This is a genomic window from Alphaproteobacteria bacterium (assembly GCA_030740435.1).
Classification (GTDB): domain Bacteria; phylum Pseudomonadota; class Alphaproteobacteria; order UBA2966; family UBA2966.
On sequence record JASLXG010000084.1, the window covers coordinates 1 to 25,729 of the forward strand.

At 67.4% G+C, this 25,729-nt stretch carries 26 protein-coding genes and 1 pseudogene; 9 read left to right on the forward strand and 18 right to left on the reverse strand.

Annotation, left to right across the window (positions count from 1 at the left end; translation table 11 throughout):
* The 7 genes and pseudogenes from QGG75_09755 to ftsE form a co-directional block, all read right to left on the reverse strand.
* Window positions 1-145 (reverse strand): annotated as a pseudogene (locus QGG75_09755) (integrase core domain-containing protein).
* Between the two features lie 195 nt (window positions 146-340).
* Window positions 341-2,659: an adenosylcobalamin-dependent ribonucleoside-diphosphate reductase gene (locus QGG75_09760; GenBank protein MDP6067518.1), complete on the reverse strand. Its 2,319-nt coding sequence runs from the start codon at window positions 2,657-2,659 to the stop codon at window positions 341-343.
* Window positions 2,660-2,903: 244 nt separating this feature from the next.
* Complete coding sequence (locus tag QGG75_09765) at window positions 2,904-3,611, reverse strand: lysophospholipid acyltransferase family protein (GenBank protein ID MDP6067519.1); 708 nt, start codon at window positions 3,609-3,611, stop codon at window positions 2,904-2,906.
* A complete protein-coding gene (locus QGG75_09770; GenBank protein MDP6067520.1) occupies window positions 3,608-4,129 on the reverse strand; it encodes a YdcF family protein in 522 nt (173 codons plus the stop codon). The genes QGG75_09765 and QGG75_09770 overlap by 4 nt, the downstream gene beginning before the upstream one ends.
* 83 nt (window positions 4,130-4,212) lie before the next feature.
* Window positions 4,213-4,764 (reverse strand): D-glycero-beta-D-manno-heptose 1,7-bisphosphate 7-phosphatase, encoded by a 552-nt coding sequence (gene gmhB, locus QGG75_09775; protein ID MDP6067521.1) that lies wholly within the window; start codon window positions 4,762-4,764, stop codon window positions 4,213-4,215.
* Window positions 4,761-5,663 (reverse strand): cell division protein, encoded by a 903-nt coding sequence (locus QGG75_09780; protein MDP6067522.1) that lies wholly within the window; start codon window positions 5,661-5,663, stop codon window positions 4,761-4,763. Before QGG75_09780 ends, gmhB begins: the two co-directional genes overlap by 4 nt.
* Entirely contained in the window at window positions 5,664-6,356 is a 693-nt protein-coding gene (gene ftsE / locus QGG75_09785; protein ID MDP6067523.1) for a cell division ATP-binding protein FtsE, read from the reverse strand.
* A 338-nt stretch (window positions 6,357-6,694) separates the two neighbouring features.
* On the opposite strand from ftsE, the gene QGG75_09790 reads away from it, so the two are divergent.
* Genes QGG75_09790 through QGG75_09800 form a run of 3 tightly spaced genes read left to right on the forward strand, consistent with a single transcriptional unit; the run spans window position 6,695 to window position 8,993 of the window.
* A complete protein-coding gene (locus QGG75_09790) occupies window positions 6,695-7,558 on the forward strand; it encodes a DUF3426 domain-containing protein (GenBank protein MDP6067524.1) in 864 nt (287 codons plus the stop codon).
* Window positions 7,559-7,587: 29 nt separating this feature from the next.
* On the forward strand, window positions 7,588-8,127 hold the full coding sequence (gene hpt, locus QGG75_09795; protein MDP6067525.1) for a hypoxanthine phosphoribosyltransferase: 540 nt from the start codon (window positions 7,588-7,590) through the stop codon (window positions 8,125-8,127).
* Between the two features lie 5 nt (window positions 8,128-8,132).
* Window positions 8,133-8,993 (forward strand): M28 family peptidase, encoded by an 861-nt coding sequence (locus QGG75_09800; GenBank protein MDP6067526.1) that lies wholly within the window; start codon window positions 8,133-8,135, stop codon window positions 8,991-8,993.
* A gap of 10 nt (window positions 8,994-9,003) precedes the next feature.
* On the opposite strand, the gene QGG75_09805 is transcribed toward QGG75_09800, so the two are convergent.
* From QGG75_09805 to argH, 4 genes are read right to left on the reverse strand one after another with little or no spacing between them, the layout of a single operon-like run.
* Window positions 9,004-11,472: a TIGR02302 family protein gene (locus tag QGG75_09805; GenBank protein MDP6067527.1), complete on the reverse strand. Its 2,469-nt coding sequence runs from the start codon at window positions 11,470-11,472 to the stop codon at window positions 9,004-9,006.
* Window positions 11,472-12,755: a diaminopimelate decarboxylase gene (lysA, locus tag QGG75_09810; GenBank protein ID MDP6067528.1), complete on the reverse strand. Its 1,284-nt coding sequence runs from the start codon at window positions 12,753-12,755 to the stop codon at window positions 11,472-11,474. Before lysA ends, QGG75_09805 begins: the two co-directional genes overlap by 1 nt.
* Window position 12,756: 1 nt before the next feature.
* Entirely contained in the window at window positions 12,757-12,897 is a 141-nt protein-coding gene (locus QGG75_09815; GenBank protein MDP6067529.1) for a lipopeptide, read from the reverse strand.
* Window positions 12,894-14,321: an argininosuccinate lyase gene (argH, locus tag QGG75_09820; GenBank protein MDP6067530.1), complete on the reverse strand. Its 1,428-nt coding sequence runs from the start codon at window positions 14,319-14,321 to the stop codon at window positions 12,894-12,896. Before argH ends, QGG75_09815 begins: the two co-directional genes overlap by 4 nt.
* A gap of 233 nt (window positions 14,322-14,554) precedes the next feature.
* Here argH and QGG75_09825 point away from each other — a divergent pair, with 233 nt between their 5' ends.
* Complete coding sequence (locus QGG75_09825) at window positions 14,555-15,013, forward strand: TlpA disulfide reductase family protein (GenBank protein MDP6067531.1); 459 nt, start codon at window positions 14,555-14,557, stop codon at window positions 15,011-15,013.
* 10 nt (window positions 15,014-15,023) lie between these two features.
* On the opposite strand, the gene QGG75_09830 is transcribed toward QGG75_09825, so the two are convergent.
* The 3 genes from QGG75_09830 to QGG75_09840 are packed head-to-tail and all read right to left on the reverse strand — an operon-like array spanning window position 15,024 to window position 17,644.
* Complete coding sequence (locus QGG75_09830; protein MDP6067532.1) at window positions 15,024-15,905, reverse strand: 3-hydroxybutyryl-CoA dehydrogenase; 882 nt, start codon at window positions 15,903-15,905, stop codon at window positions 15,024-15,026.
* Between the two features lie 51 nt (window positions 15,906-15,956).
* Window positions 15,957-16,895, reverse strand: a complete 939-nt coding sequence (locus QGG75_09835) for an FAD-binding protein (protein ID MDP6067533.1) — start codon at window positions 16,893-16,895, stop codon at window positions 15,957-15,959.
* Window positions 16,895-17,644 (reverse strand): electron transfer flavoprotein subunit beta/FixA family protein, encoded by a 750-nt coding sequence (locus tag QGG75_09840; protein MDP6067534.1) that lies wholly within the window; start codon window positions 17,642-17,644, stop codon window positions 16,895-16,897. Before QGG75_09840 ends, QGG75_09835 begins: the two co-directional genes overlap by 1 nt.
* Window positions 17,645-17,880: 236 nt before the next feature.
* On the opposite strand from QGG75_09840, the gene QGG75_09845 reads away from it, so the two are divergent.
* Complete coding sequence (locus QGG75_09845) at window positions 17,881-18,618, forward strand: class I SAM-dependent methyltransferase (GenBank protein ID MDP6067535.1); 738 nt, start codon at window positions 17,881-17,883, stop codon at window positions 18,616-18,618.
* Here QGG75_09845 and QGG75_09850 read toward each other — a convergent pair.
* Together QGG75_09850 and QGG75_09855 are read right to left on the reverse strand one after the other, a co-directional pair.
* Window positions 18,615-19,433: an alpha/beta fold hydrolase gene (locus tag QGG75_09850; GenBank protein ID MDP6067536.1), complete on the reverse strand. Its 819-nt coding sequence runs from the start codon at window positions 19,431-19,433 to the stop codon at window positions 18,615-18,617. The two genes, QGG75_09845 and QGG75_09850, sit on opposite strands and share 4 nt — an antisense overlap.
* Window positions 19,434-19,474: 41 nt before the next feature.
* Window positions 19,475-20,413: an alpha/beta hydrolase gene (locus tag QGG75_09855; GenBank protein ID MDP6067537.1), complete on the reverse strand. Its 939-nt coding sequence runs from the start codon at window positions 20,411-20,413 to the stop codon at window positions 19,475-19,477.
* A gap of 108 nt (window positions 20,414-20,521) precedes the next feature.
* Here QGG75_09855 and QGG75_09860 point away from each other — a divergent pair, with 108 nt between their 5' ends.
* Window positions 20,522-21,337: a rhomboid family intramembrane serine protease gene (locus QGG75_09860; protein ID MDP6067538.1), complete on the forward strand. Its 816-nt coding sequence runs from the start codon at window positions 20,522-20,524 to the stop codon at window positions 21,335-21,337.
* Here the strand turns inward: QGG75_09860 and QGG75_09865 are convergent.
* Entirely contained in the window at window positions 21,334-21,891 is a 558-nt protein-coding gene (locus QGG75_09865; protein ID MDP6067539.1) for an SAM-dependent methyltransferase, read from the reverse strand. The genes QGG75_09860 and QGG75_09865 overlap by 4 nt on opposite strands.
* Window positions 21,892-21,937: 46 nt before the next feature.
* Between QGG75_09865 and QGG75_09870 the strand changes: the two genes are divergently transcribed.
* Window positions 21,938-22,354, forward strand: coding sequence for a DUF1178 family protein (locus QGG75_09870; protein MDP6067540.1), 417 nt, complete (start codon window positions 21,938-21,940; stop codon window positions 22,352-22,354).
* 10 nt (window positions 22,355-22,364) lie between these two features.
* Here the strand turns inward: QGG75_09870 and ubiG are convergent, their stop codons facing one another.
* Entirely contained in the window at window positions 22,365-23,132 is a 768-nt protein-coding gene (gene ubiG / locus QGG75_09875; protein ID MDP6067541.1) for a bifunctional 2-polyprenyl-6-hydroxyphenol methylase/3-demethylubiquinol 3-O-methyltransferase UbiG, read from the reverse strand.
* 104 nt (window positions 23,133-23,236) lie between these two features.
* Here ubiG and QGG75_09880 point away from each other — a divergent pair, with 104 nt between their 5' ends.
* A complete protein-coding gene (locus QGG75_09880) occupies window positions 23,237-24,457 on the forward strand; it encodes an aspartate kinase (protein ID MDP6067542.1) in 1,221 nt (406 codons plus the stop codon).
* The gene (locus tag QGG75_09885) at window positions 24,447-25,481 is read left to right on the forward strand and encodes a nitronate monooxygenase family protein (GenBank protein MDP6067543.1); all 1,035 of its coding nucleotides are present in this window, start codon (window positions 24,447-24,449) and stop codon (window positions 25,479-25,481) included. The genes QGG75_09880 and QGG75_09885 overlap by 11 nt, the downstream gene beginning before the upstream one ends.
* Window positions 25,482-25,729 lie beyond the last annotated feature (248 nt).

A 25,729-nucleotide genomic window follows, 5' to 3' on the forward strand; every position in this document is an offset into this window, starting at 1 on the left:
GATGCGGCCGTTGGTGATTGAAGACCTGTTGAAAGTCGCGGAAGCGTACAAGCTGTTCCGCCAAGCTGTCCGCCGGCGGACTGGCCGTCTCCTGCTTCAGGGTCAGGTGCATGCGTTCATGACGGCCGTTCTGCTGCGGCTCTCCGTCCAAGGCATCGGCAGCTCCTCCCTGCCGATAGTTTGAACTGTTACCCATGTCGTGACGTAGATGTGTTACCCATGTCGCGAGTTAGGACCCCCGGCCACCCGCTCCCCCTGCCAACCACCCATCAATGGAACGCTCTGGGTGGTTGGGAGGGGGAGCGGGTGGCCGGGCGATTCCAACAAAACTTGAAATGCCCTAGCCGCAGCGCGAATAGGCACACGCCGTGCAGGTGTCGCAGCCTTCCAGGCGCACCAGCGAGGCCTGGCCGCAGCGCGGGCATTGGCGGAAGCGCCGGTCCTGGGGCTCGTCGCCGACGGCCAGGGCTTGTCGCTGGCTCTCGGGCTCGATGTCGGGCTCCGTGCCCCTGATGAAGCCGATCTCGATCAGGTGCTCCTCGATGACCTCGCCGATGGCGGCCAGCAGCGAGGGCACGTAGCGCCCGCCCACCCATTGGCCGCCGCGCGGGTCAAAGACGGCCTTGAGCTCGTCGACAACGAAAGAAATATCGCCGCCACGGCGGAAGACGGCCGAGATCATGCGCGTCAGGCCCACCGTCCAGGCATAGTGTTCGGTGTTCTTGGAATTGATGAAGACCTCGAAGGGCCGGCGCCGGCTGTCCTGGACGACGTCGTTGATGGTGATGTAGATGGCGTGGTCGGTCTCGGGCCAGCGCACCTTGTAGGTGTTGCCCTCCAGCACCTCGGGGCGGTCCAGCGGTCGGGTCATGTAGACCACGCTTTGGTCCAGGCTGTCGGGTGCAGGCTTCGCCGCTGTGGGCTCGCTCAGCGGCAGCTCGGGCTGGTCGCTGTCGGGCTGCTGGTCGGCTCTGGACAGCACGGCACCGGTGACCTCGTTGGGCCGATAGGTGGTGCAGCCCTTGCAGCCCGAGGCGTAGGCCAGGCGGTAGATGTCCTTGAAGTCCTCGAAGGAGATCTCCTCGGGCAGGTTGATGGTCTTGGAGACGGCGCTGTCGATGTGGGCCTGGACGGCGGCCTGCATAGCTACGTGATCCTCGGGCGTGAGCTGCTGGGCGTCGACGAAAGCCTCGCTGAGCGGCGCCGCTTCGCCCTTGAGCTGGCGGTAGAGGCGCAGCGAATAGGCACTGACCTGCTCCTCGCGTCGGCCGCCGTCGGGTTGGGTCACGGCGCGCGAGTAGGAGAAGCTGAAAACCGGCTCCAGCCCCGACGAGACGTTGTCGGCAAAGAGCGAAATGGTGCCGGTGGGGGCCACCGAAGTAACCAGGGCGTTGCGCATGCCGTGACGCTCGATGGCGGCGCGGACCTCGGCATCGAGGCGCTGGACGTTCTCGCCGGCGAGATAAGGGCCGGGCTCATAGAGCGGAAAGGGCCCCTTCTCGGCCGCCAGCTCAGTGGACGCCAGATAGGCCGCCCGGGCCAGGATCGAGACCCAGCGTTCGGTCAGCCCTACCGCCCGGTCCGAGCCGTAGCGCGCGCCGCACATGATCAGGGCATCGGCCAGGCCGGTAAAACCGAGCCCGATGCGACGTTTCATGCGGGCCTCGTGCTCCTGTTCCGGGAGCGGGAAGTTGGAGACGTCGATGGCGTTGTCCAGAAGCCTGACGCCAACCCGGGCGCAATCCTCGAGCGCCGCCTCGTCGAGCGCCGCCGCGGCCTCGAAAGGCTCACGCACCAGGGCCGCGAAATTGATCGACCCCAACAGGCACGCGCCATACGGGGGCAACGGTTGTTCACCACACGGATTGGTTGTAGAAATACTTTCCGCGTAATGCAGGTTGTTGAGGCGGTTGACGCGGTCGATGAAGATGACGCCGGGCTCGGCATTGGCGTAGGTGGCACGCATGATGCGGTCCCAGAGCTCGCGCGCCGAGAGCGACTTGTAGTCGGTGCCGCCAAAGCTCAGCGGCCAGCTTTCGTCCCCGTCCACCGCCGCCATGAAACGGTCCGTGACCAGCACCGAGAGATTGAACATCCGCAGCCGTCCGGGCTCGCGCTTGGCCTCGATGAAGGCCTCGATGTCGGGGTGGTCGCAACGCAGCGTCGCCATCATGGCGCCGCGGCGGTGGCCGGCCGACATGATGGTGCGGCACATGGCATCCCAGACGTCCATGAAGGTGAGCGGCCCCGAGGCATCGGCCCCGACGCCCCGCACCGCAGCCCCCTTGGGCCTCAAGGTGGAAAAATCATAGCCGATGCCGCCGCCCTGCTGCATGGTCAGCGCGGCTTCCTTGAGATGCTCGAAGATGCCCGACATGTCGTCGGGGATCTGGCCCATGACGAAGCAGTTGAACAGCGTCACGCTGCGCTCGGAGCCGGCGCCGGCGATGATGCGTCCGGCCGGCAGCAAGCGAAAGCCGGTCATGGCCTGGTAGAAGCGCTGCCGCCAATGCTGCGGGTCCTCCTCCAGCGCCGCCAGGGCCCCGGCGACGCGGCGCCAGGTGTCCTCGATGGTGCCGTCGGCGGGGCTGCCGTCGGCCGCCTTGAGGCGGTATTTCATGTCCCAGATGCGCTGGGAAATAGGGGCGACCGCGGGCATGCAATCCTCCGGGTAGCGGTGACGGCGGCGGCGTTGGTGGCAAAATGGCGCTGGGCCGTTTAGATATTAGGCTGCGGGCGAGCCCGGGTCAATCGTGCGTTCATGTTATGTTTCCACAGCCACATAGGCTCGTAATTTGTTGATTCAAAATGATTTTTCGATTTGTCCCGGTATTTCACAAGGGCCCTGGTGACAAATTCCCAACAACTCCAAGATTATCCACAGTTTTATCCACAAGCACGGGCTAGTCCGGCCGCAGTCGGGCGCAGGCCGTTTCGATGCGCTCTTCCAGGGCGGCGACGAAGGGCCGGCGCTCGAGGCCCGGCGGCATGGCTTCGAGGTATTCCAGCTTGATCGTTCCCGGGCGGCGCAAAAAGCGGCGCCGGGGCCAGAAATGTCCGGAATTGAGCGCCACCGGTACCACCGGCAGGTCGAGGTGGCCGTAAAGCGCCACCACGCCGGGCTGATAGGGCCGGGTCTGGCCCGGCGCCGTGCGCGTGCCCTCGGGAAAGATCACGATGGGCCGGCCCAGGGCCGCCGCCGTCTCGGCCTGACGCAACAGCCCTCTCAGTGCCGTGGCGCCGCCGCCGCGGTCGACGGCGATCATGCCCACCTTGCGCGAATACCAGCCATAGAGCGGGATCAGTAACAGTTCCTTTTTCATGATCATGGCCGGGTCCTCGACGATGAGGTGCCAGATCAGGGTGTCCCAGGCCGACTGGTGCTTGGCGGCGAGGATGCAGGCGCCGGCCGGCAGGTTGGCCTGACCCCGGATCTCGACCGTGACGCCGACCAGGGCCCGCATCAGCCAAAGCACGCCGCGAGCCCAGAAGCGCTGGCAGTGGAAGGTGGTGCGCCGCGGCAGGGCCAAAATCGGTAAGCAGATCACCAGCATGAATGCCGTCCAGACATAAAAGCCCAGGTTGAAGGCCAGCGAGCGCAGCCACATCATGCCGGTGCCAGCGAGCCCGAGAGGCCGCCCAACCGGGCTTTGACGAGGCTGAACAAGTATTTGCTGAACTCGGTGGCCAAGAGCAGCGCCGTGCCCGGCCAGCGCCACCAGGTCTCGAGCTTGACGTGCTTGGGAAAAACCGGATGGGCGATCAGCCTGACCTCGGGCATGACCTGGCGAAACTCCAGCAGGCTGCGCGGCATGTGGTAACCGGCGGTGACCAGGCGCAGCGTCCGGATGGCGCCTCGGGCCACCCAGGCGGCCGTCTCGGTGGCGTTGCCGGCGGTGTTCTCGGCCACCTTGCCAAGCTCGACGCAGCATTCGAAGCGGGCCGGCGCCTCCGCCATCAGGCGCTTTATGTGCTCACGGCTGGTGCCACGGTGGACGCCCGAAATAAAAAGCTGTTTGGCCTTGCCGGCGTCGAGCAGGGCAAACCCGGCGGCCAGCCGGACAGTGCCTCCGGTCAGCACGACAATGCCGTCGCTGGGCTCATGCGGATCCTCGACCTGGCTCGGCAAATGGCCCGCGAACCATAGCAGACCGCCCAGCCAAACCAGGGCCAGGGCCAGGGCCAGGGCGGCCAGGGCGCGCGGCGCCTTCCTCAGGGCTCTTCCCCCAGCAGGGCCGCCACCGCCGGCGCCAACGATTCATGGATGCTGGTCGGCAGCACCTCTGGCGGCAGGCCGGCGGCCTGGGTCGCCGCGCCCTTGCCGGTGCGCACCAGATAGCGCTGGCAGCCGGCCCGGGCGGCAGCTTGCAGATCGCCCAGCGTGTCGCCGATCAGCGGCGTCCGGGCGGCCTCGGCCCGGAAGCGTTCCAGCGCCTCGCGCAGCATGCCCGGGCCCGGCTTGCGCCGCTCGCTGGCCTGCCAGGGCGCCTCGGGGCAGACGAAAATTTCGTCGAGCCTGGCGCCCCCCCGGGCCAGGTTTTCCCGCAGCCGCTGATGAATGCGTTCCAGCATGTCGGCCTCGATGATGCCCTGGCCGACGGCCGACTGATTGGTCACCAGGGCAACCACCAGACCCGCCCGGTTGAGCTTGGCCACGGCCTCGGCGGCGCCTTCGATCATCACCAGCTCATCGGGCGACTTGACGTAATCGTCGCGGTCCTGGTTGAGGACGCCGTCGCGATCGAGCAGCACCAGCCGGTTCACGGCATGCGCCTGAGCGCCCGCAGCACCGTGGTGCGGGCGGTGGTGGCGGCGATGGCGGCGGCACCCAGAGGTAACGTCGCCAGCGCCCCCCAAAGTGTTGCGTCGATTTCGAGATGGGGCAGCAGCGGCTGGGCGATTTCACCGGCCAGGCTCCACAACAGGGCAATCGTCAGAGCCGCCAGGATCAGCCCCAGCGTGCCGCCGCGCAGCGCCAGCGCCACGGCGTGGCCCTGGAACTGGCGGGCCACATAGGTATCGTGGGCACCGATCAGGTGCAGCACCTCGATCACTTCATGGTGCACCGCCAGGCCGGCGTTTGTGGCGAAGATCACCGTCGCGGCAGCCGCGGCGGCAATCAGCACGACCACCGCCAAGGCCACGAACTGGCTGGTTCGGGCCAGCCGCAGCAGCCCGCCCATCCAGATCTTGTGGTCGTCGACACGGCTGCCGGGAACGGCGGCGGCCAGGCTTTCGGCCAGCCTCCCCAAGTCGCCCGGCTCGGCCTGACGGCCCGCCTTGAGGGTTACGTCGATCAGGCGCGGCAGCGGCAGGTCGGCCGAGATATTGCCCCGGCCCAGCCAGGGCTCGACCAGGGCCACGATCTCGGTCCGTGACAGCACACGAACCCGGGCCACGGCGTTGCTGCGCTTGAGCACGGTTGTCGCGGTGGCCACCCTGGCGTTGGTCTCGGCGCCGCCGCCGGGGCCGGTGATGGCCGCCACCTGCACCGTCAAGGTGCCGCCGAGTGCCGAGCTCCAGCGCTCAATGGCACGATCGAGCAGCACCGCCCCGGTCAACGCCAAGGCCGCCATGTAAACCATCAAGGCGATTGTCCAGGGCAGAAACCTTCCGGAACCATCACGCTCCAGCGGCAGATCCCGGCGGCGGCGCAATACCACTCAGCCGTCCTCGCCGGCACCCAGCGGGCGGTCGCCGCGCTCGACCGTCAGCACGCCTTGATCGATGCGCAGGGTCGGGTGTTGAAAGCGTTCGATGAGATTTCGGTCATGGGTGGCGATGACTACCGTGGTGCCGATCTTGTTGAGCTCCTCGAACAGTCTCAGGATGCGCAGCCCCTGTTCCATGTCGACGCTGCCGGTGGGCTCGTCGGCGAGCAGCAGGCTGGGTCGGCCGATGACCGCCCGGGCGATGGCGACACGCTGCTTCTCGCCGTCCGAGAGCGTCGGCGGCCGGGCCTCCAGGTGGTGGCCCAGCCCCACCCAGGCCAGCAGCTCGGCCACGTATTCGTGGATCTTTTCCTCGCGGGCGCCGGCAATGCGTAGCGGCAGCGCCACGTTGTCCACCGCGGTCAGGTGATCGAGCAGCCGGAAATCCTGGAAGACCACGCCGATGCGCCGGCGCAGGTTGGGCAACTCCAGCCGGGGCATGGTGGCGAAATCGTGATTGAACATGGTGATCCGGCCTCGCGAAGGCCGTAGCGCCAGGTACATCAGCTTGAGCAGGGACGACTTGCCGGCACCGCTGGGACCGCTCAGGAAATGATAGGATCCACCTTCCAGATGAAAACTGATGTCGCGCAATATCTCGGGATCGCGCCCGTAACGCATTCCGACATTTTGGAAGCGAACCACCGCGCCTGCTCCTCACCCGCTTCGATTGCAGCGCCCTCGCCTGCCTTGTGATAGCTTGTGGTTTCTCGTGGCGCCTGGGGCCAAGAATCGCACAGCGCCGGTGCCGCAGTCCAGCACCCTGGCCAGCACGCTGCCAGCATCCCGGGCTGGTGCTTGCCTGGGTTGGGGCAAAAGGCTTATAACGGCTTAGTTTTTTGGGGGCAAACTGGGGCATGATTCTTACCTGTCCGTCGTGTAATACCCGGTACAATGTCAACCCGGACGCCCTGACGCCCAGCGGGCGCGTGGTTCGTTGTGCCAAATGCGGCCAGCAATGGATCGAGCAACCGCCGCGCGACATGCCGTTGAGCGTCGATATTCCGGCCGCCGCGCCACCGCCGCCACCGCCGCCACCGCCCTTGGCGGCCGCACCGCCGCCACCACCACCACCGCCGCCACCGGAACCGGCGCCGCCGCCTCTGGAACCGGAAGTGCCGCCGCCGCCGGACATCCCGCCGCCATCCGACATTCCTTCCGAGGGATCGTTTGCCCTGCCCGAAGACGAGGCCACCCAGGCCGACACGGCTGGCGAGGATGACAGCGATGGCGATGACGATGGCGATACCGATGTCAGCGTCGACATCGACAGTGGCACCGAAACATCGGCTGGCGAGGCCGAGGACGACTTCGACGTGCCCGACATCGAAAACATCGAGGACTTCGTCGCCCGGCCGCCAAGCCGGGCTCGCGGCGGCCGTGGCGCCGCCCGCCGGGGCGGCTTCAACGTTGCCGCGCTGATCGGCTGGTTGGCCCTGGTCCTGGTGATCGGTGGCATAGGCGGTGGCGGTTTTTTCGCCCGCGAGATGATCGTCGAGCTGTGGCCGCCGGCCAGCAAACTCTACGAGATGATCGGCCTGGGCCCGGCCCAGCCGGGCTTCGGCCTCGACCTCAAGGACATCGCTTCCTCCCAGGTGCTCGAGGGCGACACACCGATCCTCGTGGTCAAGGGCGTGATCATCAACCTAACCGAAGATGTCCAAATCATTCCCAAGCTGCGCGGTGCGCTCTTGGATGCCGGCCGCCGGGAAATCTTCACCTGGACCTTCAGCACCGAAAGCAACCAGCTCGAACCCGGTGCCGAGACCGACTTCAGCACCCGGGTGCCCAACCCGCCGGCCGAGGCGCGCGGACTATCGGTGACCTTCTCCGTGACGGAAGGCTGAGCCCTTGCTTGCAGCAGCGGGATGAACCCGTGGTGAAAACGAATGCCGGCATCAATGAGCTGTTCGGCGAAGCCGAGATCGCGGCGCGGGTGCAGGCCCTGGGCTCTGAGATCGCCGCCGACATCGGCCCCGACATACTGCTCGTCGCCGTGCTCAAGGGCAGCTTCGTCTTTACCGCCGACCTGATGCGGGCACTTTATCGTGCCCAGGTGCGGCCGCAGGTCGATTTCATGCAGCTCTCGAGCTATGGCAGCGCCAGCCAATCCAAGGGTCGGGTGGAAGTGGTGCGCGACGTCGGCGATACCATCGAAGGCCGCACCGTGCTGCTGGTCGACGATATCCTCGAATCGGGCCGCACCCTTGCCTTTGCCAAGCAGAACCTGATCGCGCGCGGGGCCAGCGAGGTCAGGCTCTGCGTGCTGCTCGACAAGCAGCACAAAAGGGTGGCCGGGATCGAGGCCGATTTCGTCGGCTTTGGCTGCCCCGACCGCTTCGTCGTCGGCTACGGCCTCGACTACGCCCACTATCATCGCGAGCTGCCCTTCATCGGCGTCATCGAGGGCGAGTAAGCCCCTTGGCGGCGAAGCTGGAAGAAGCGCTCGGCAACCACGTTCGGGTGCTCTGCCAGGAGATCGGCCCGCGCTCGGTGCTCGAAGGCGACGGCCTCGACCGGGCGCGGGACTATGTCGCGGCAAGCTTCACCGAGGCCGGCTTCGAGGTCGAGGAGCAGGCCTATGACTATCGCGGCCGTCGCGTCGCCAACCTGATCGCCCGGCCACCGGGACAGGGCGGGGGCGACACCGTCATCATCGGCGCCCACTACGACACCGTGCCCGCCAGCCCCGGCGCCGACGACAACGCCAGTGCCGTGGCTGTCTTGCTCGAGACGGCCCGGCGCCTGGTGCGGCCGCCCTGCCCCTTGACCTTCATCGCCTTCACCCTTGAGGAGCCGCCGGCCCATACCAGCCGCTGGCAGGGCAGCCGGGCCTATCTGCGCGCCATCGGACGCCAGGGACGGCGGGCTGTGAAAGCCGCCATCGTGCTGGAAATGGTGGGCTTCACGGCGCCCCGGCAGAACTATCCCTGGGCCGTGCGCTGGCTCGGCTATCCGGCCGAGGGCAATTTCATCGGCTTGATCGGCGACGGCCGCTCGCGGGCCCTGGTGCGCTCGGTCGAACAGGGCTTTCGCAAGAACCCCGGCCTACCGGTAGAGACGCTGTGCGTGCCGTTGCGCGGCTGGCTGCTGCCGGCCACCCGGCTCAGCGATCATGCCAGCTTCTGGGACCGCGGCATTCCGGCATTGATGGTCTGCGACACGGCCTTTTTCCGCAATCCCCACTACCATTTGCCCAGCGACCGGCCGGAAACCCTGGATTTCGAGTTTATGGCCGAACTGGTGCGTAGCCTGGAGCTGGCTGTGGCCGAGCTGGCTTGAACCGCCGGTATCAGAACCTTTTCAGCAGCCTGTCGATGTAGTCGCGCTCGAGCTGCGGGCGTTGGCGCTGGCCGGCCCGGCGGTGCAGCTCGTCGAGGATTTCGCGGGCGCGCTGCATGGCGGCTTTGTCGGGAATCTTGACGTAGTTGCCGATGTCGGTGCCGTCGCCGGGCAGTGGCCGACCCAAGGGATCGACGTTGCCCCGGCCCAGCCGTCTGGGCTGGCCGGGCCGGCCCGGGGTGCGGCCCATCTGGCCCATCATCTGGCGCATCAACGATCCGGCGCCCTGGCGCAACTGGTCCAGGGCCTCGCCCTGGGGGCCGACGGCGGCGCCCGGGTTGCCGCCTTCCAGGGCCTGGCGAGCCCCCTTCATCGAGCGCTCGGCCCGGCCCAGTGCTTCGGGGATACCACCTCTGCCTTCGCCCAGGCGGCGCATGATGTCGCCCAGCGCCCGGCGCAGCGCCTCCTGGGCGGCACTGCCCTGGCGGCCATCGGGCAGTCTGAGCTCACCCCGGCGGCCCTGCTGGTGGGCCCGGAAGGTCTGGTCGAGGAGTTTCTGCTGGCGCCGCATCAGATCGCCAAGGTCGCGCATCAGGCGTTGACCGCGACCGTTCCGTTGGGGCTGGCCGGTCATGACGCTGGAGCGCAGGTTTTGCAGCAGGTTCTTGAGCTGCGACAACAACTCGCGGGCGGCCTGGCGCGCCCCCATGCGGTTGAGATCGCGTATGCGCTCCATGATGCGGGACAGATCCTGGCGATCGATCATCATCATGTCGGGATCGAAGGGTTGCGGCCGGGCGCCCTCTTTGGCCTGGCGCCGCGCCATCTCGGTGAGCGCTTCGAGGTACTTGTCCAGCGCCGCCTGGAGCTCTTGCAAAAGGCGCTCGATCTCGGCCTCGTCGGCGTCGCGCGCGAGCGCTTCGGCCAAAGCCTCCTCGGCCTTCCTCAACTCACGCTCGGCCAGTGAAAATTCGCCGTCCTCGATGCGCAATGCCGTGTCCCAGAGAATGTCCTGGACCTCCCCGATGGCTTCGACGCTGGGGTCGTGCAAGAGCCGGCTGGCGGCGCTGCGCATGCCCAGGAAGGCCACCGCGTCGTCGTGATATTTCTCCGGGAAGGAGGCGATGGCGACCAGCGCCCGGGCGATCGTGCGGCGGGCTTCGGGTTCGCTGGTGAGACGCTTGCGCTCCTTGATCAGGGTCCGGGCCACGGGGTGGTTGAACTGCCTCTCCGGCAGCACCATGGTGATTTTCTTGCTCAAGCCGGTCTGGCCCAGGCTGTCCCGGGCAGCCAGCCGCAGCACCACTTCGAAGCCGGCCCAGGGGTGTGGCGTGAGGTCTTTCTGGCTGCTGCCTTTGGCCTGGCGTGGCCGCAGCGAGGGCAGCGCCAGCTCGATTTCTTCGGTCTGCTCGGTCTGCATGGTGGTTGTGGCATCACCGCCTTGGCGCCACATCTGCAGGCTCAGGCTCTCGATGCCGTAGTCGTCGCTGGCCTCGAAGGGCAGCTTAAGGGCAGCCCGTGGGCTGGCCGTGGGCTGGCCCCCAAAGGCGACGCTCGGCGGCCGGTCCGGCGTCACCGCGATAGGCCAACGGCCAAGCACGCGTTGCTCCTGGAGGACGGCGATTTCGCTGCCCGTCTCGATGCTCGTCTCGATCTGGTGGTTGTCCGCATCGATGCTCTCGAAGGGCATGCTGGCGGCGTCGAGGCGCAGTTCCGGCCGGCCTTTGCCGCTGACCCGGGCCAACAGCGTGCTGCCCCGGGGGATGGCCAGTACGGCCGGAATGTCTTGCGCCATGGTTTGACCGGCGCCGCTCAGCACCAGGGGGGCGACGCCAGTGTAGGCCGGCGGCGTGATCCAGGCTTCCAGCAGGCTGGGGCTGGCTCCAGCGAGGGCGAATTCGGGGCTGAGCGCGCGGGCCACACGGTTGCCCCAGTCGCCGCCCGCGCCAGCCAGGCCGATGAACAGGCCAAGCCCCAGCACGGCCCGCAATCCCCAGGGGTCGCGGCGCGCCAGGCCGGCCCGCGGCCAACCCACACGCAAACCCCGGATGGCGGCGATGGTGCGGCTCTGGTGCAGGCGCCAGAGCGATCGGGCACCAGCGTCGCCGGCGCCGCCGCCGATGTCGTCGCGCAATGTCGAGAGCGGCCGGTGAACGAAAGCGCTGGCCTTCTCCAACCGCCGTTCCGCCGCCGCCCGGTCGGGCAGCCGCAGCCCCCTCAAACCCAGCACCAAGGCCAGGACGAGGGCCATGCCAAAGAGGGCCAGCGCCACCACATGGGGCCAGCCCGGCAGCCAGCGCCAGAACTCCAGTAGCGCCAGCACCAGGAACAGCAGCACCACGGCCAAAGCCGGCCACAACGCCGGCCACAGGCTTTCCCAGAATAGCGCAGCCTTTGCCATTCCCTGGCGCCAGGCCAGGGCACGCAGGACGGAGCGGCGAAGCGCCGCCGGCTCTACCGTGCCGCCGTCGCCGCTCATCAGGAGCCCCCGCCAGGCTCGGTCTGCAGCCAGTCGGGCAGGCGGTCGGTGGCCAGCAGCTCGGCCAGCGTCTGGCGCGGCCGCACCACGGCGAACTGCTCGCCGTTGACCAGCACCTCGGCGACCTGGGGCCGTCCGTTGTATGTCGAGGCCATCACCGCACCATAGGCGCCGGCACTGCGGATGGCGAGGAGATCACCGGTGACCAGGGGCGGCAGCACGACGTCGCGGGCCAGGGTGTCGCTGGTCTCGCAGATCGGGCCGACGATGTCGACGGGCTGGCCGGCCGAGGCCTCCTGCGCCTGGCGCACCGGCACCACCTGGTGGCGGGCGTCATAAAGGCTGGGCCGCATGAAGTCGTTCATGGCGCTGTCGACGATGACGAAGCGCCGCCCGGCGTTTTCCTTGAGATAGATCACCCGGGTCACCAGCACGCCAGCGTTGCCCACGATGACCCGGCCCGGCTCCAGCACCAGGCGGCAGCGCGCGGGTGCCGTCAGGCGTTTGACCAGGGCGCCGTACTGGGCCGGCGAGGGCACTTCTTCCTGGCCGTAGGGGATGCCCAGGCCGCCGCCCAAGTCGAGCCGGCGGATGTCGTGGCCGTCGCTCTGCAACGCCTCGACGGCCATGACCAGGAAAGTGAAGGCTTTTTCGAAGGGCCCGAGCTCGGTGATCTGCGAGCCGATGTGCATGGCGGCACCGACCACTTCGAGGCCGGGCAACCCTGCTGCCCGGGCGTAGATCTCGCGGGCCTCGGGCCAGGCGATACCGAACTTGTTCTCGGCCTTGCCGGTGGTGATCTTGGCGTGGGTGGCGGCATCGACGTCAGGGTTGAGACGCAGCGCAATGCGAGCGCGCGAACCGGCCGCTGCGGCCAGCCCCGACAGCGTCTCGAGCTCGGCCGCCGATTCGACGTTGAACTGGCCGATACCTGCGTCCAAGGCCGCACTGAGCTCGCTGGGCCGCTTGCCGACGCCGGAAAAGACGATGCGCTCGGGCCTCACGCCGGCGGCCAGGGCCTGGCGCATCTCGCCCTCGGAGACCACGTCGGCACCGGCGCCGAGCCGGGCCAGGGTGCGGATCACGGCGAGGTTCGAGTTGGCCTTGACGGCATAGCAGAACTCGGCCTCGACATCGGCAAAGGCCCCGGCGAAGACCCGGTAGTGGTGCTCCAGCGTGGCCGTTGAATAGCAATAGAACGGCGTATCCACGGCCGCGGCAATGCGGCGCAGCGCCACCCCTTCGGCGCAGAGCTCGGAATCGTGATAGTCGAAGTGGTCCATGCTATTGCCGCTTCTTCTTCGCCTCCTCCTCGGCTTGCTCTCCCGGCGGCGCCTCCAACGGTCCCTTCTTGCCGCAGGCCGCCAGCGGGCCGGCCAGCGCCAGGGCCAGGGCCAGCAGCGCTAAACTTCCCGCCAGCCTCACGGTGCTTCCTCCGCCAGCTGCCGGCGCGCCGCCGCCACGGCCTGGCGCACCCGCTCAGGCGCCGTGCCGCCGGCACTCGAGCGCCCGGCCAGGGCACGGGCCGGATCGAGCACGGCGTAAACCTCGTTGCCGAGCGCCGGGGCCACGGCCCGCAGATCCTCGAGCGCCAACCGATCCAGAGTGACGCCCCGGTCCTCGGCCAGGCGAACGATCCGGCCGGTCACCTCGTGGGCCTCGCGAAAGGGCATGTCGGCGTTCTGCACCAGCCAGTCGGCGAGGTCGGTGGCGGTGCTGAAGCCGGCGCCCGCGGCCACCGCCATGGCGCCCTCGTTGAGCTTCATCCGGGCCACCATGCCGGTCATCGCCGCCAGGCCGAGCGCCACGCTGTCGGAGGCGTCGAAGACCGGCTCCTTGTCCTCCTGCAGATCCTTGGCGTAGCAGAGCGGCAACCCCTTGAGGGTGGCCAGCAGGCCGCTAAGCGCGCCGATCACCCGGCCCGCCTTGGCCCGCACCAATTCGGCGGCGTCGGGGTTCTTCTTCTGCGGCATGATGGAGGAGCCGGTCGAGAGCTCGTCGGGCAGCGCGACGAAGCCGAATTGGGGGCTGGCCCAGAGCACGATCTCCTCGCCCAGGCGAGAGAGGTGCACCGCCATCAGCGCCAGCGCCGCCAGGTATTCCAGGGCAAAGTCGCGGTCCGAAACGGCGTCCATGGAATTGGCCGCGGGCTTGGCGAAGCCGAGCTCGCGGGCTGTCATATCGCGGTCGATGGCGAACGAGGTGCCGGCCAGGGCAGCGGCGCCCAGCGGGCATTCGTTGAGCCGCCGGCGGCAGTCGGCCAGGCGTCCGCGGTCGCGCCCGAACATCTCGAAATAGGCCATCATATGGTGGCCGAAGGTTACCGGCTGGGCCGTCTGCAGGTGGGTAAACCCCGGCATGATAGTGTCGGCGTGTTCGTCGGCACGCTCCACCAGGGCGCCTTGCAGGCCATGGAGTGCCTGGTCCAGATCGTCGCAGGCCTGGCGCACCCAGAGCTTGAGGTCGGTAGCCACCTGATCGTTGCGCGAGCGCGCCGTATGCAGCCGCCCGGCCGCCGGACCGACGATTTCGAGCAACCGGGCCTCGATGTTGAGATGCACGTCCTCCAGCTGGCGCTTGAAATCGAAGCTGCCGGCGGCGATTTCCCCGGCCACCTGGTCGAGACCATCGAGGATGGCCCGGCCGTCGGCCTGGGAAACGATGCCCTGGGCCACCAGCATGCGGCAATGCGCTTTCGAGCCCTCGATGTCCTGGTCGGCCAGCCGTTGATCGAAATCGACCGAGGCGTTGATGGCCTCCATCACGGCCGCCGGCCCGGCCGCAAAGCGCCCGCCCCAGAGGGGGTTCGCTTGGCCTTGGGGGTTCTGCTGCTTCGACCGCTTGGGCATGACGTGACTCCACTGGCGCGATGCGCCGGATCGACTATGTTATTCGTAACGGCGAAAGCTTAACGAAGATCGGCCCTCGACCCATGGCTCTCAGGCACCCCTTCAACACTGCGACCTGGCTCCTGGCGATTGTGTTCGTCGTTGGCCTGGTGGCATTTGCCGCTGTTGTCCTTGTTGCCCCTGTGGCGTCAGCGTCCGAATCGGGCGCCCCGCCGTCCCCGGCGCGCGGCAAGATGCGGAACTTTACCCTTTTGCCCGAAGCCAAGCCAGTGCCGGAGATCGCCTTCATCGACACCATGGGCCAGCCCCATTCGCTGCGGGAATTCGAGGGCCGCGTGGTGTTGCTTAATTTCTGGGCCACCTGGTGCGCGCCGTGCCGGCGCGAGATGCCGGCGCTGGATCGCCTTCAGGCCAAGCTTGGAGGCGAGGATTTTTCTGTCCTGGCGCTGAGCCAGGATCGCAAGGGCCCGGCCGTGGTCAGCGCCTTCCTACAGGAGATCGGCGTCGGCAACCTGGCCGTCTACGTCGATCCCACCAGCCGTTCGGCCCGCGCCTTCGGCGCCTACGGCCTGCCGGCGACGGTGCTGCTGGATCGCCAGGGCCGGGCGCTGGGCCGCATGGTCGGCCCGGCGGAATGGGATTCAGACGATGCCATCGCGCTCTTCCGCCACTTCATCGGCGGCGGATCCTAAGAGATATTCCTCAGCGCGTCGGCGTCGGCACGTCGGTGGTGTAGTCGTAGAATCCGCGGCCTGATTTGCGCCCGACCCAGCCGGCTTCGACGTACTTCACGAGCAATGGGCAGGGCCGGTATTTGGTGTCGGCCAGGCCCTCGTAGAGCACCTGCATGATAGCCAGGCAGACGTCGAGGCCGATGAAGTCGGCGAGCTGCAAGGGCCCCATGGGGTGGTTGGCACCGAGCCGCATCGAGGTGTCGATGGCCTCGACCGAACCGACGCCTTCGTAAAGCGTGTAGATGGCCTCGTTGATCATGGGCAGCAGGATGCGGTTGACCATGAAGGCCGGGAAGTCCTCGGCGTTGGCCGGCGTCTTGCCCAGCTTGATGGCAACCTCGTGCACCACGCGGTAGGTGCTTTCGTCGGTGGTGATGCCGCGGATCAGCTCGACCAGCTTCATCATCGGCACCGGGTTCATGAAATGCATGCCGACGAACTGGCCGGGGCGGTCGGTGCCGGCGGCCAGGCGGGTTATCGATATCGACGAGGTGTTGGTGGCGATCAGGGCCTCGGGCTTGAGCACCGGACAGAGCTCATCGAGAATGCCGCGCTTGACCTTCTCGTCCTCGGCCGCCGATTCGATGATCAGGTCGGCATCGCCCATATCCTTCAACTCGGCCACCAGCGCGATGCGGCCCAGCGCGGAAGTGCGGTCGTCGTCGCTGATGACGTTGCGCCCGACCTGGCGGTCCATATTGCGCTCGATGATGGCCAGGCCCTTTTCGGCGGCCTCCATGGTGAGGTCGCTGAGCACCACGTCGTAGCCCGAGAGGGCGCAGACGTGGGCGATGCCGTTGCCCATCTGGCCGGCGCCGATGATGCCGATTTTGCGGATCTCGTTACTCATTTACTTATCTCGTTGTGTCGGCCCGGCCACCCGGGCGGTTTCCATCAAACACTAAAGCCCGGCCTTGGCCAGTTCCTCGTCGAGTTCCGGCAGGGCCTTGAAGAGGTCGGCCACCAGGCCGAAATCGGCGACCTGGAAGATCGGCGCCTCCTCGTCCTTGTTGATGGCGACGATGACCTTCGAATCCTTCATGCCGGCGAGATGCTGGATGGCGCCGGAGATGCCGACCGCGATGTAGAGGTCGGGAGCCACGATCTTGCCGGTCTGGCCGACCTGATAGTCGTTGGGCACGAAGCCGGCATCGACGGCGGCGCGCGAGGCGCCGACGGCGGCCCCCAGCTTGTCGGCCACGGCCTCGATCAAGTGGAAATTGTCGCCGCTCTGCATGCCACGGCCGCCCGAGACGACGACTTGGGCCGAGGTCAGCTCGGGCCGTTCGGATTTCGATAACGCCCGGCCGACGAAGCTCGAGTTGCCCGGGTTTTCGGCCGCCGCGACGCTCTCGACGGCGGCCGATCCGCCCTCGGCCGGGGCCGCCGCGAAGCCCGTGGTGCGCACCGTGATCATTTTGATGGCATCGCTCGACTGCACCGTTTCCATGGCGTTGCCGGCGTAGATCGGGCGCACGTAGGTGTCGGCCGAGACGACCTCGACGATCTCCGAGATCTGGGCCACGTCCATGAGCGCCGCGGCCCGCGGCATGAGGTTCTTGCCGAAGGTGTTGCCGGCCGCCAGCACAGCGTCGTAGCCGCCGGCCAGGCTGACGACCAGCGTCGCCAGGCTTTCGGCCAGGGGATTTTCGTAAATCCCGTCGTCGGCCGACAGCACCTTGGTGACGCCGGCGATCTTGGCCGCCGCTTCGGCGGCGGCGGCCGAGCCGGCCACCAGCATGTGCACCTCGCCGCCCAGTTGGCCGGCCGCGGTGACGGTGTTGAGCACGGCGTCGCGCAAAGCGCCGCCTTCGTGTTCGGCTACTACCAGCGCGGTCATCAGATTACTCCTGCCTCGTCACGCAATTTCTCGACCAGCTCGGCCACGCTCTCGACGATGACGCCGGCCTGGCGCGTCGGCGGCTCCTCGACCTTGAGCACACGCAGGCGGGGCGCGATGTCGACGCCCAACTCCTCAGGCGTCTTCTCGTCGATCGGTTTCTTCTTGGCCTTCATGATGTTGGGCAGGCTGGCGTAACGGGGCTCGTTCAGCCTGAGATCGGTGGTCACGACGCAGGGCAGGTCGACGGCGATGTTTTCGAGGCCGCCATCGACCTCACGGGTGATGTTGGCCTTGCCGTCAGCGATCTCGATCTTCGAGGCGAAGGTGGCCTGGGGCCAGCCGGCCAGGGCCGCCAGCATCTGGCCGCACTGGTTGGCGTCATCGTCGATGGCCTGCTTGCCCAGGATGACCAGGCCGGGGGCCTCTTGGTCGACCACCGCCTTGAGCAGCTTGGCCACGGCCAGGGGCTGCAACTCCTCGTCGCTCTTGACCAGGATGCCGCGGTCGGCGCCCATGGCCAGGGCCGTGCGGATGGTTTCCTGGCACTGTTGGACGCCGAGGCTGACAGCCACCACCTCGTCGGCCGTGCCGGCCTCGCGCAGGCGTAGCGCCTCCTCGACGCTGATTTCGTCAAAGGGGTTCATCGACATCTTGACGTTGGCCGTCTCGACGCCGGTGTTGTCGCCTTTGACCCGGACTTTGACGTTGTAATCGATGACGCGCTTGACCGCGACGAGCACCTTCATCAGCGTAAGACTCCAGAGCAAAAGGGAAAAGGGCAAGGGCCGACAACACGGCCGAAAAACCGCCTGGGCCAGCCTATTTCGCAGTGCAGCATAAGACCACGGTGGGGGACTGTCAACGAGCTCCAGGGCACCCAGGGAGGCCCGCCCACGGGGCTACCTGCAGAGGATCCGGGCGGCACTTTGGGGCGGCGATCGGGGATGACGGCACGGGCCTCAATTGCTAACGTCGGCGGACCATGACCGAGCAGCCGGCCGCCCACCCTGCCAAACCCGCCCAGCCCGACAAGAGGCAAAGGGTGCGGGCGCTGTTCGATGACGTGGCGGAGCGCTACGACCTCATGAACACCGTGCTCGGCGGCGGCGTTCATCATCTCTGGGCCAGCTCGATGATGGATTGGCTGGCACCACGCCCGGGCATGCGGCTGCTTGACGTGGCCGGCGGCACCGGCGATATCGCCAACCGTTTCCTCAAGCGGCTGGGCGGCACAGGCACGGCGGTGGTCTGCGACATCAACCAGCGCATGCTCGAGGTGGGCCGCGACCGCGCGTTCAACCGCAATCAGGTGCGCGGCCTCAGTTGGCTCTGTGGCAATGCCGAGGCGCTGCCCATAGCGGACGGCTTTGCCGACGCCTACACCATCGCCTACGGCCTGAGGAACGTCAGCAACCTAGACGCCGCCCTGGCCGAGGCGCGGCGGGTGCTGCGCCCGGGCGGCCGCTTTCTCTGCCTCGATTTCAGCTCCGTCGTGCTGCCGCTGCTGGAGAACCCCCACAAGGTCTATCTCGATCGCTTGCTGCCACGCGCGGCCAGGCTTTTCGACGTGCCTGGATCGGACTATCTGGCCGAGAGCATCCGCCAGTTTCCCGACCAGGCGACACTGGCCAAGGCCATCACCCGGGCCGGCCTGGGGCGCGTCAAGCACCGCAACCTGCTGGGCGGTGTGGCGGCCCTGCATTCGGCCTGGCGCATTTAGGCAGGCCTTACCTGCGCCAGCCACTCGGCGATGCGCCACCAAAGCTGAGGACAGTCGCGCAGGTGGCCGAAGTGGCCGACGCTTTGGCGGCCAACCTCGTCGGGTTGCAGATGCCAGCGGGTTAGCTCGGCCGACCGGAGCCGCACACAGAATCCGTCGACGGCGCGCTTGGGGCCGAAGTTGCGGTCGTCACTGAACGAGATCGACAACACCGGCAGCGCCACCCGGGCCAGCAGCCCGTCGACATCATCGCCGCTGGGGCTCCGGTATCGGCCCGTGGTGCCCCAGCGTGCCCAGTCGATCACCAGTTGGCGGGCGATGGGGCTGCCCCAGCCCAGGCGCTGCCCGGGAAAGTAGCCCAACAACCGGGCCAGCGTCGCAAAGGCCACGAAGTTGCCCCAGACCAGCCAGCCCACCGGTCGCGGCCAATGTCGGTAATGGACGTGCGAGGTGGTCAGCAGCACCAGGCCATCGACGCCTTCGGGCGCCAGGCCGGCATAAAGCGCGCTGACCATGCCGCCCAGACTGTGGCCCAGCAGCACCAGCGGCCGGCCGGGATAGCGCTCGCGGGCCCAATTCGTGACCGCGGGCCAGTCCCGTTCGAGAAAAGCGTCGAGGCCGTAATCGATACGCCGCGAGGGCGCCGGCCCGCTTTGGCCGACGCCGCGGGGATCGACGGTGACGGCAACGCAGCCCTCGGCCGCCAGCGCCGCCGCCGCTTCACCGTAGATCCGCGCCGGCGCTCCCATGGCCGGAAAGACCAACAGGACCGGCAGATCCGTTTTTGCGCTGGGCTCGAAGGCCGTGACCGCCAAACACCAGCCGTCGGCCGTTTCAATAGTGTGGCTGATTTCAGTCAGGTTCCGAACGCCGTCTTCAGGGCCTGGCCGCCTTCGGCCAAGGCTTGGCCTGCCGCGTCGAGCAGGCCCGGCATGGAAATGAAGCCGTGCAGCATGCCGGGATAGTGGGAAAGCCGGGCATCGTTGCCGGCCGCCTGCAGCTTTTCGGCGTAGGCACGGCCCTCGTCCTTGAGGGGATCGTAGCCGGCCGTCACCAGCAGCACCGGCGGCAGCCCGCTCAGGTCTTCGGCATAGAGCAGCGAGGCGCGGGGGTCGCGGTCGTCACCGCCGGCGCTAAAGTAATGTTTCATGAAATAGTCGATCAGATCGCTGGTCAGCCGGTAGCCCTCACCCAGTTCGCGGTGCGAAGCGAAACTGCAGGTCTTGTCGGTGCCGGGGTAATAGAGCAATTGGAAACAAAGCCCGGGGCCGCCTTCGTCGCGGGCCCGGATGGCCGTGACAGTGGCGAGATCGGCGCCGGCGCTGTCGCCGCCGATGGCGATGCGCCCGGCATCGCCGCCCAGGCGGGCGGCATTTTCGGCGATCCAAGCGGTGGCCGCCCAGACGTCCTCGCCGGGTTCGGGAAAGGGGTGCTCGGGCGCCATGACGTAGTCGACCGAAATCACCAGGCAATCGCCCTCCTGGGCCAGGAAACGGCAAGGCACGTCGTGGCTCTGGCGGCTGCCGATGACGTAGCCGCCACCGTGCAGGTAGATCAAAACGGGCTCCGGCCCCTGGGCCGGGCGCGGGCGGTAGAGCCGGAGCGGGATGGCGCCGAAAGGGCCGGCGGCCTCGAGCTCCTCGACGGCGTGCATCTCGGGGCCCCGGCCGGCCACCAGCTTGACCATCTCCTCGTATTCGCGCCGGGCCTCGACCGGGCTCAGCGTCTCGAGCGGCGGCCGCCTGCTCTTGGCCGCCATGTCGAGCACCAGTTGCGCCTGCGGATCGAGTGTCATGCCTGCATCGCCCCCTCTTGCCCTGGCCAAGAACCGGCATCCTTTCGCAAACCTTCGGGACTGTCCAGGACCGCACGGCGGCTGGTATTTGGCGGCGCCTCGTATTACATGGTTGGGCGCAACGAGGCGCCCATGATACCGCTGCACGACGACAACCCGACCGAGATCCGGCCCTACGTCACCTGGGCCCTGATCGCCATCTGCGTTCTGGTCTTTCTGTGGCAACAGACGCCGGGCAACGGGGGCGTGGTTTTGAGCCTCGGTTTCATTCCCGCCGTGCTCTTGGGCAAGGCCGAGCTCTCGCCCGAACTGGTCATGGTGCCGGCGGCACTGACGCCCGTCACCTCCATGTTCCTGCACGGCGGCTGGATGCATCTGATCGGCAACATGCTCTACCTCTGGATCTTCGGCAACAACGTCGAGGACGCCATGGGGCACGGCCGTTTTATCGCCTTCTACGCGGTCTGCGGACTGGCCGCGGCGGCGGCCCAGGCGGCCCTGGACCCGGCCTCGCGGATTCCCATGATCGGCGCCTCGGGCGCCATCGCCGGCGTGCTGGGGGCCTATGCGCTGCTCTATCCCAGGGCCAAGGTGCTGGTGCTGATCCCCATCTTCGTCATTTTCACCACCGTGCGCCTGCCGGCGCTGTGGGTGCTGGGTGGCTGGTTCGTGCTGCAACTGATCAACGGCGCCCTGGCCGATCCGGCCGGCGGTGGCGTCGCCTGGTGGGCCCATATCGGCGGCTTCGCGGCCGGGCTGGCGCTGATCTGGCTCTTTAAGCGCAAGGATATCAAGCTGCTGACCGCCCGGGCCCGTTCGCCCAGCGGTCTCACTGTGGTGCGCGGCCGGCCCCGGCCCCGTCGGACCAGCCAGCATGTGCCCACCGTTAGCCGCCCGCGGCGCGGACCCTGGGGCCGATCCTAGTCCATCGGCTTTTGGGCAGCTATTCTCTGCACCACGGCCGGCCAGGGCTCGGTCACTTCACCCTGTTCGTAGGCCAGGACCGTGAGATCGCCAGCCAAATCCAGAAGCTCGCCGGGCCGCAGCAGGTGGTCGGGGTTGCGCGGCCGGCCGAAGCGCTCGTTGCCTTGGGCGAAGGTTTCGTAGATCAGCAAGCCGCTGGTGGCGAGAGCAGCCAGCAGCTCCGGGAACAGTGGCCGGAAGAGGTAGTTCGTCACCACGACGGCGGCATAGGTTTGGCCAACCAGAGGCCAGGGCCGGCCGTCCTCGAGGTCATGCTCATGCCGGGTGAGGGTCTCCGCCGGCGTCAGTCCCGAAAGGTCGCGGTCGATGGCCGTGACGGCGTGGCCGCGCTTCAGGAAAAGCCGGCTGTGGCGACCGCCGCCGGCCGCCAAGTCGAGCACCGGGCCGCCCGCAGGCACCAGCGGGGCGAATCTCTCGACCCACTGCGAGGGCTGCTGGTCGAGGCCGCGATGCCCCGGGGTTTCGCCTTTCTCTTGCTCTTCGCTCGTGGCCATGCCATCTATTTCGCAGCGCAACCGCAGGAATCGTCCAACAATCCCTATGATCGTCTACGATCTCAAATGCTGCAACGACCATGTCTTCGAGGCCTGGTTTCGCGACAGCGCCAGCTGCCAGGCCCAGACCAGGGCCGGCAAGGTGGATTGTCCGGTGTGCGGCGAGAGCAAGGTCGAGAAGGCGCCCATGGCGCCCAACGTGGCGGTGCAGAAGGAAAGCACGGGCCGGGAACTGGCGGCCCGGGCGGCGGCGTTGGAGGTGCTGGGCGAGATGCGCCATCAGGTCGAGCAGAACTGCGACTACGTCGGCCCCGAGTTCGCCGAGGAGGCCCGCAAGATCCACCACGGCGAGGTCGACCAGCGCAATATCTATGGCGAGGCGACGCCCGAAGAGGCCAGCGAGCTCAGCGAGGAAGGCGTCGAATTCAAGCAGGTCCCCTGGGTCGAAACCGCGGATAACTGAGAAATGCGGGCTAGCGATCGCGCTTGGTGGCAAAAGCCAGATAGTTGACGGACAAATCCCGGCCCAGGCGCCAGGCGTCGGTCAGCGGGTGGTAGACCACGCCCGAGAGGTCGCTAAGCTCGAGGCCGGCGGGCCTGAGCTGGCGGGCCAGTTCCGAGGGTTTGACGAAGCGGTCCCACTGGTGGGTGCCGCGCGGCACCCAGCCCAGCAGGTATTCGGCGGCCACCACGGCCATGGCCCAGGACTTCATGGTGCGGTTCAGCGTCGCCCCGATAAAGGCGCCGCCCGGCGCCACCAGCCTGCCGATGGCGGTCATGAAGGCGCCCAGGTCGGCCACGTGCTCGATCACCTCCAGGGCCAGCACGGCATCGAACTGCTCGCCGCCGGCCGCCAGTTCCTCGGCGCTGGCCTGGCGGTAGTCGATGTCGAGGCCGGCGGCTTGGGCGTGGTGCCGCGCCACGCCGACGGCCTCGGCGCCGGCGTCCAGGCCCACGACTTCGGCCCCCAGGCGGCACAGCGGCTCGGCGAAGATGCCCCCGCCGCAGCCCACGTCGAGCAATCTCAGGCCGGCCAGCGGCTTGAGCTCGGAGGCCCCCTTCAGCTTTGCCGCGAAATGATCGGCCAGGCGATCCCGGCTATAGGCCAGACGCACCGGATTGAGGCGGTGCAGCGCCTTCAGCTCACCTTCCGGGTCCCACCATTGGTCGGCCAGGGCGGCGAAACGAGCCACTTCGTCGGCGTCTATCGAAGGCGCGGGGGAAGCTTTGGATTGGCGCATCGTACAGTTGCCTTGGCCGGGAGGTAAAGAGTATGTATAGCCGCCCTTGAGGGGGTGGGAAACCACCGCGAACGAGAACAGCTTAACTTCGGGAACTATCGCGTATGTCGCGTTTGGTGATGAAATTCGGCGGCACCTCGGTGGCCGACATCGGCCGCATCCACGAGGCGGCGCGCCGCGTCAGAGCCGAATCCGAGGCCGGCCACGAGATCGCCGTGGTGGTCTCGGCCATGGCCGGCACCACCGATCAGTTGATCAACTGGACGGCGGACGTGGCCAGCCTGCACGATGCCCGCGAGTTCGACGTCGTGGTCTCGACCGGTGAACAGATCACCAGCGGCCTGATGGCCATGGCGTTGCAGGACCTGGGCCTGGCGGCGCGCTCATGGCTGGCCTGGCAGCTGCCGGTGCGCACCGACAACGTGCACGGCGGCGCCCGCATACTCGATATCGAGGCGGCCGAGGTCGGCGCCCGCATGGCCAAGGGCGAGGTGGCGGTGATGGCCGGCTATCAGGGCCTGGCACCGGACAACCGCCTGACCACCATCGGCCGGGGCGGCACCGACACCTCCGCGGTGGCCCTGGCGGCGGCGCTGGGGGCCGATCGCTGCGACATCTATACCGACGTGGACGGCGTCTTCACGGCCGACCCGCGCATCGTCGCCAAGGCCCGCAAGCTGGACAAGATCACCTACGAGGAAATGCTCGAAATGGCCTCGCAGGGCGCCAAGGTCCTGCAAACCCGCGCCGTCGTCATGGCCATGAACCACCGCGTGCGGGTACAGGTCCTGTCGAGCTTCAGCGCCACCCCCGGAACCCTGGTCGTAGATGAGGATGAGATCGTGGAACAGCAAATCGTCAGTGGCATCGCCTATTCCCGCGACGAAGCCAAAATTACGCTGCGCCGGGTGGCCGACCGCCCCGGCGTCGCCGCCGCCATTTTCGGCCCCCTGGCCGAGGCCAGCATCAACGTCGACATGATCGTGCAGAACGTCTCGGAAGAGGACGAAACCACGGACCTCACCTTTACCGTCACCGAGGCCGACTTCGATGACGCGGTCAAGGTCATCGAAGGCGCCCGCCAGGCCATCGGCTACGAGGATATGCTGTGCGACAACGGCGTCGCCAAGATCTCGATCATCGGCGTCGGCATGCGCAGCCATGCCGGCGTGGCCTCGCGCATGTTCGCCACGCTGGCCGAAAAGGGCATCAACATCGAGGTCATTTCGACCTCCGAGATCAAGGTCAGCGTGCTGATCAGTGAGGAATACACCGAACTGGCTCTGCGCGCGCTGCACAGCGCCTATGGCCTCGATGGCAGCTGAAACGGGAGCAACCCCCGGGGCTTTGCGGCTGGAACGGCTGTGGAGCCGCGGCCGCGAGCTGCTGGGGGTGCGCTACGCCATTCTGGGCGGCGCCATGTCATGGCTCTCCGATCGCCATCTGGTGGCCGCCATCTCCAACGCCGGCGGCTTCGGCGTCATCGCCTGCGGCGCCATGACGCCGGACCTCCTCGAAGCCGAGATCGAAGCCACCAACCAGCGCACCGAGCAGCCCTTCGGCGTCAACCTTATCACCATGCATCCCCAGATCGAGGACCTGATGGCGGTTTGCGCCCGGCAAAAAGTCGGTCACGTGGTGCTGGCCGGCGGCCTGCCGCGCACGGCCGACATCGAGCGCCTCAAAGAGGCCGGTATTCGGGTGCTGGGCTTTGCCCCGGCGCTGGCGGTGGCACGCCGCCTGGTACGGGCCGGCATCGACGGCATCATCGTCGAGGGCGCCGAGGCTGGCGGCCATATCGGACCGGTGGCGACCAGCGTGCTGTGCCAGGAGATCCTGCCCGAAATCGACGCCGTGCCGGTCTTCGTGGCCGGCGGCATCGGGCGGGGCGAGGCCATGGCGCTATATCTGGAGATGGGTGCCGCCGGCGTGCAACTGGGCACCCGCTTCGTCTGTGCCGAGGAGTGCATCGCCCATGCCGACTTCAAGCGCGCCTTCATCCGCGCCAATGCCCGCGATGCCGTGCCCACGGTGCAGGTCGACCCCGAATTTCCCGTGATCCCGGTGCGGGCCCTGGTCAACCGCGGCAGCCAACGCTTCATCGCCTTTCAGCACGAGGTCATCGCGCGCTACCGGGGCGGTGAATTGGAGCAGAAGGCGGCCCAGCTCGAGATCGAACATTTCTGGGCCGGCGCCCTGAAGCGCGCCGCCATCGACGGCGACGTCGAGGAGGGTTCGCTGATGGCCGGCCAAAGCGTCGGCCTGGTCAAGTCGGAACAGCCCACCGCCGACATCATGGCCGAGCTTGTAGAGCAGGCCACGGCGGCCCTGGAGCGCCAACCTGGGTGAGCCTCGGATTTTCCGGGCCGCCGCCGAACCTCGCGCAATTTCCCCGAAACACCATTTAACCCATTGCAAAATTTCGAATTTTCTTATTGATTCCGTCCTCTGGTTTAAGCCCCCATTTCCCAGATGAACTCGTTAATCGATGCCCTGAGATGGAGATTATGCTATAAGAATCAATATGTTGAGGAGTTGATGGAGTGGTTGGCATGGCACACCCGATGGGTGAATCGAAACGGGACGGACTTCGGGTC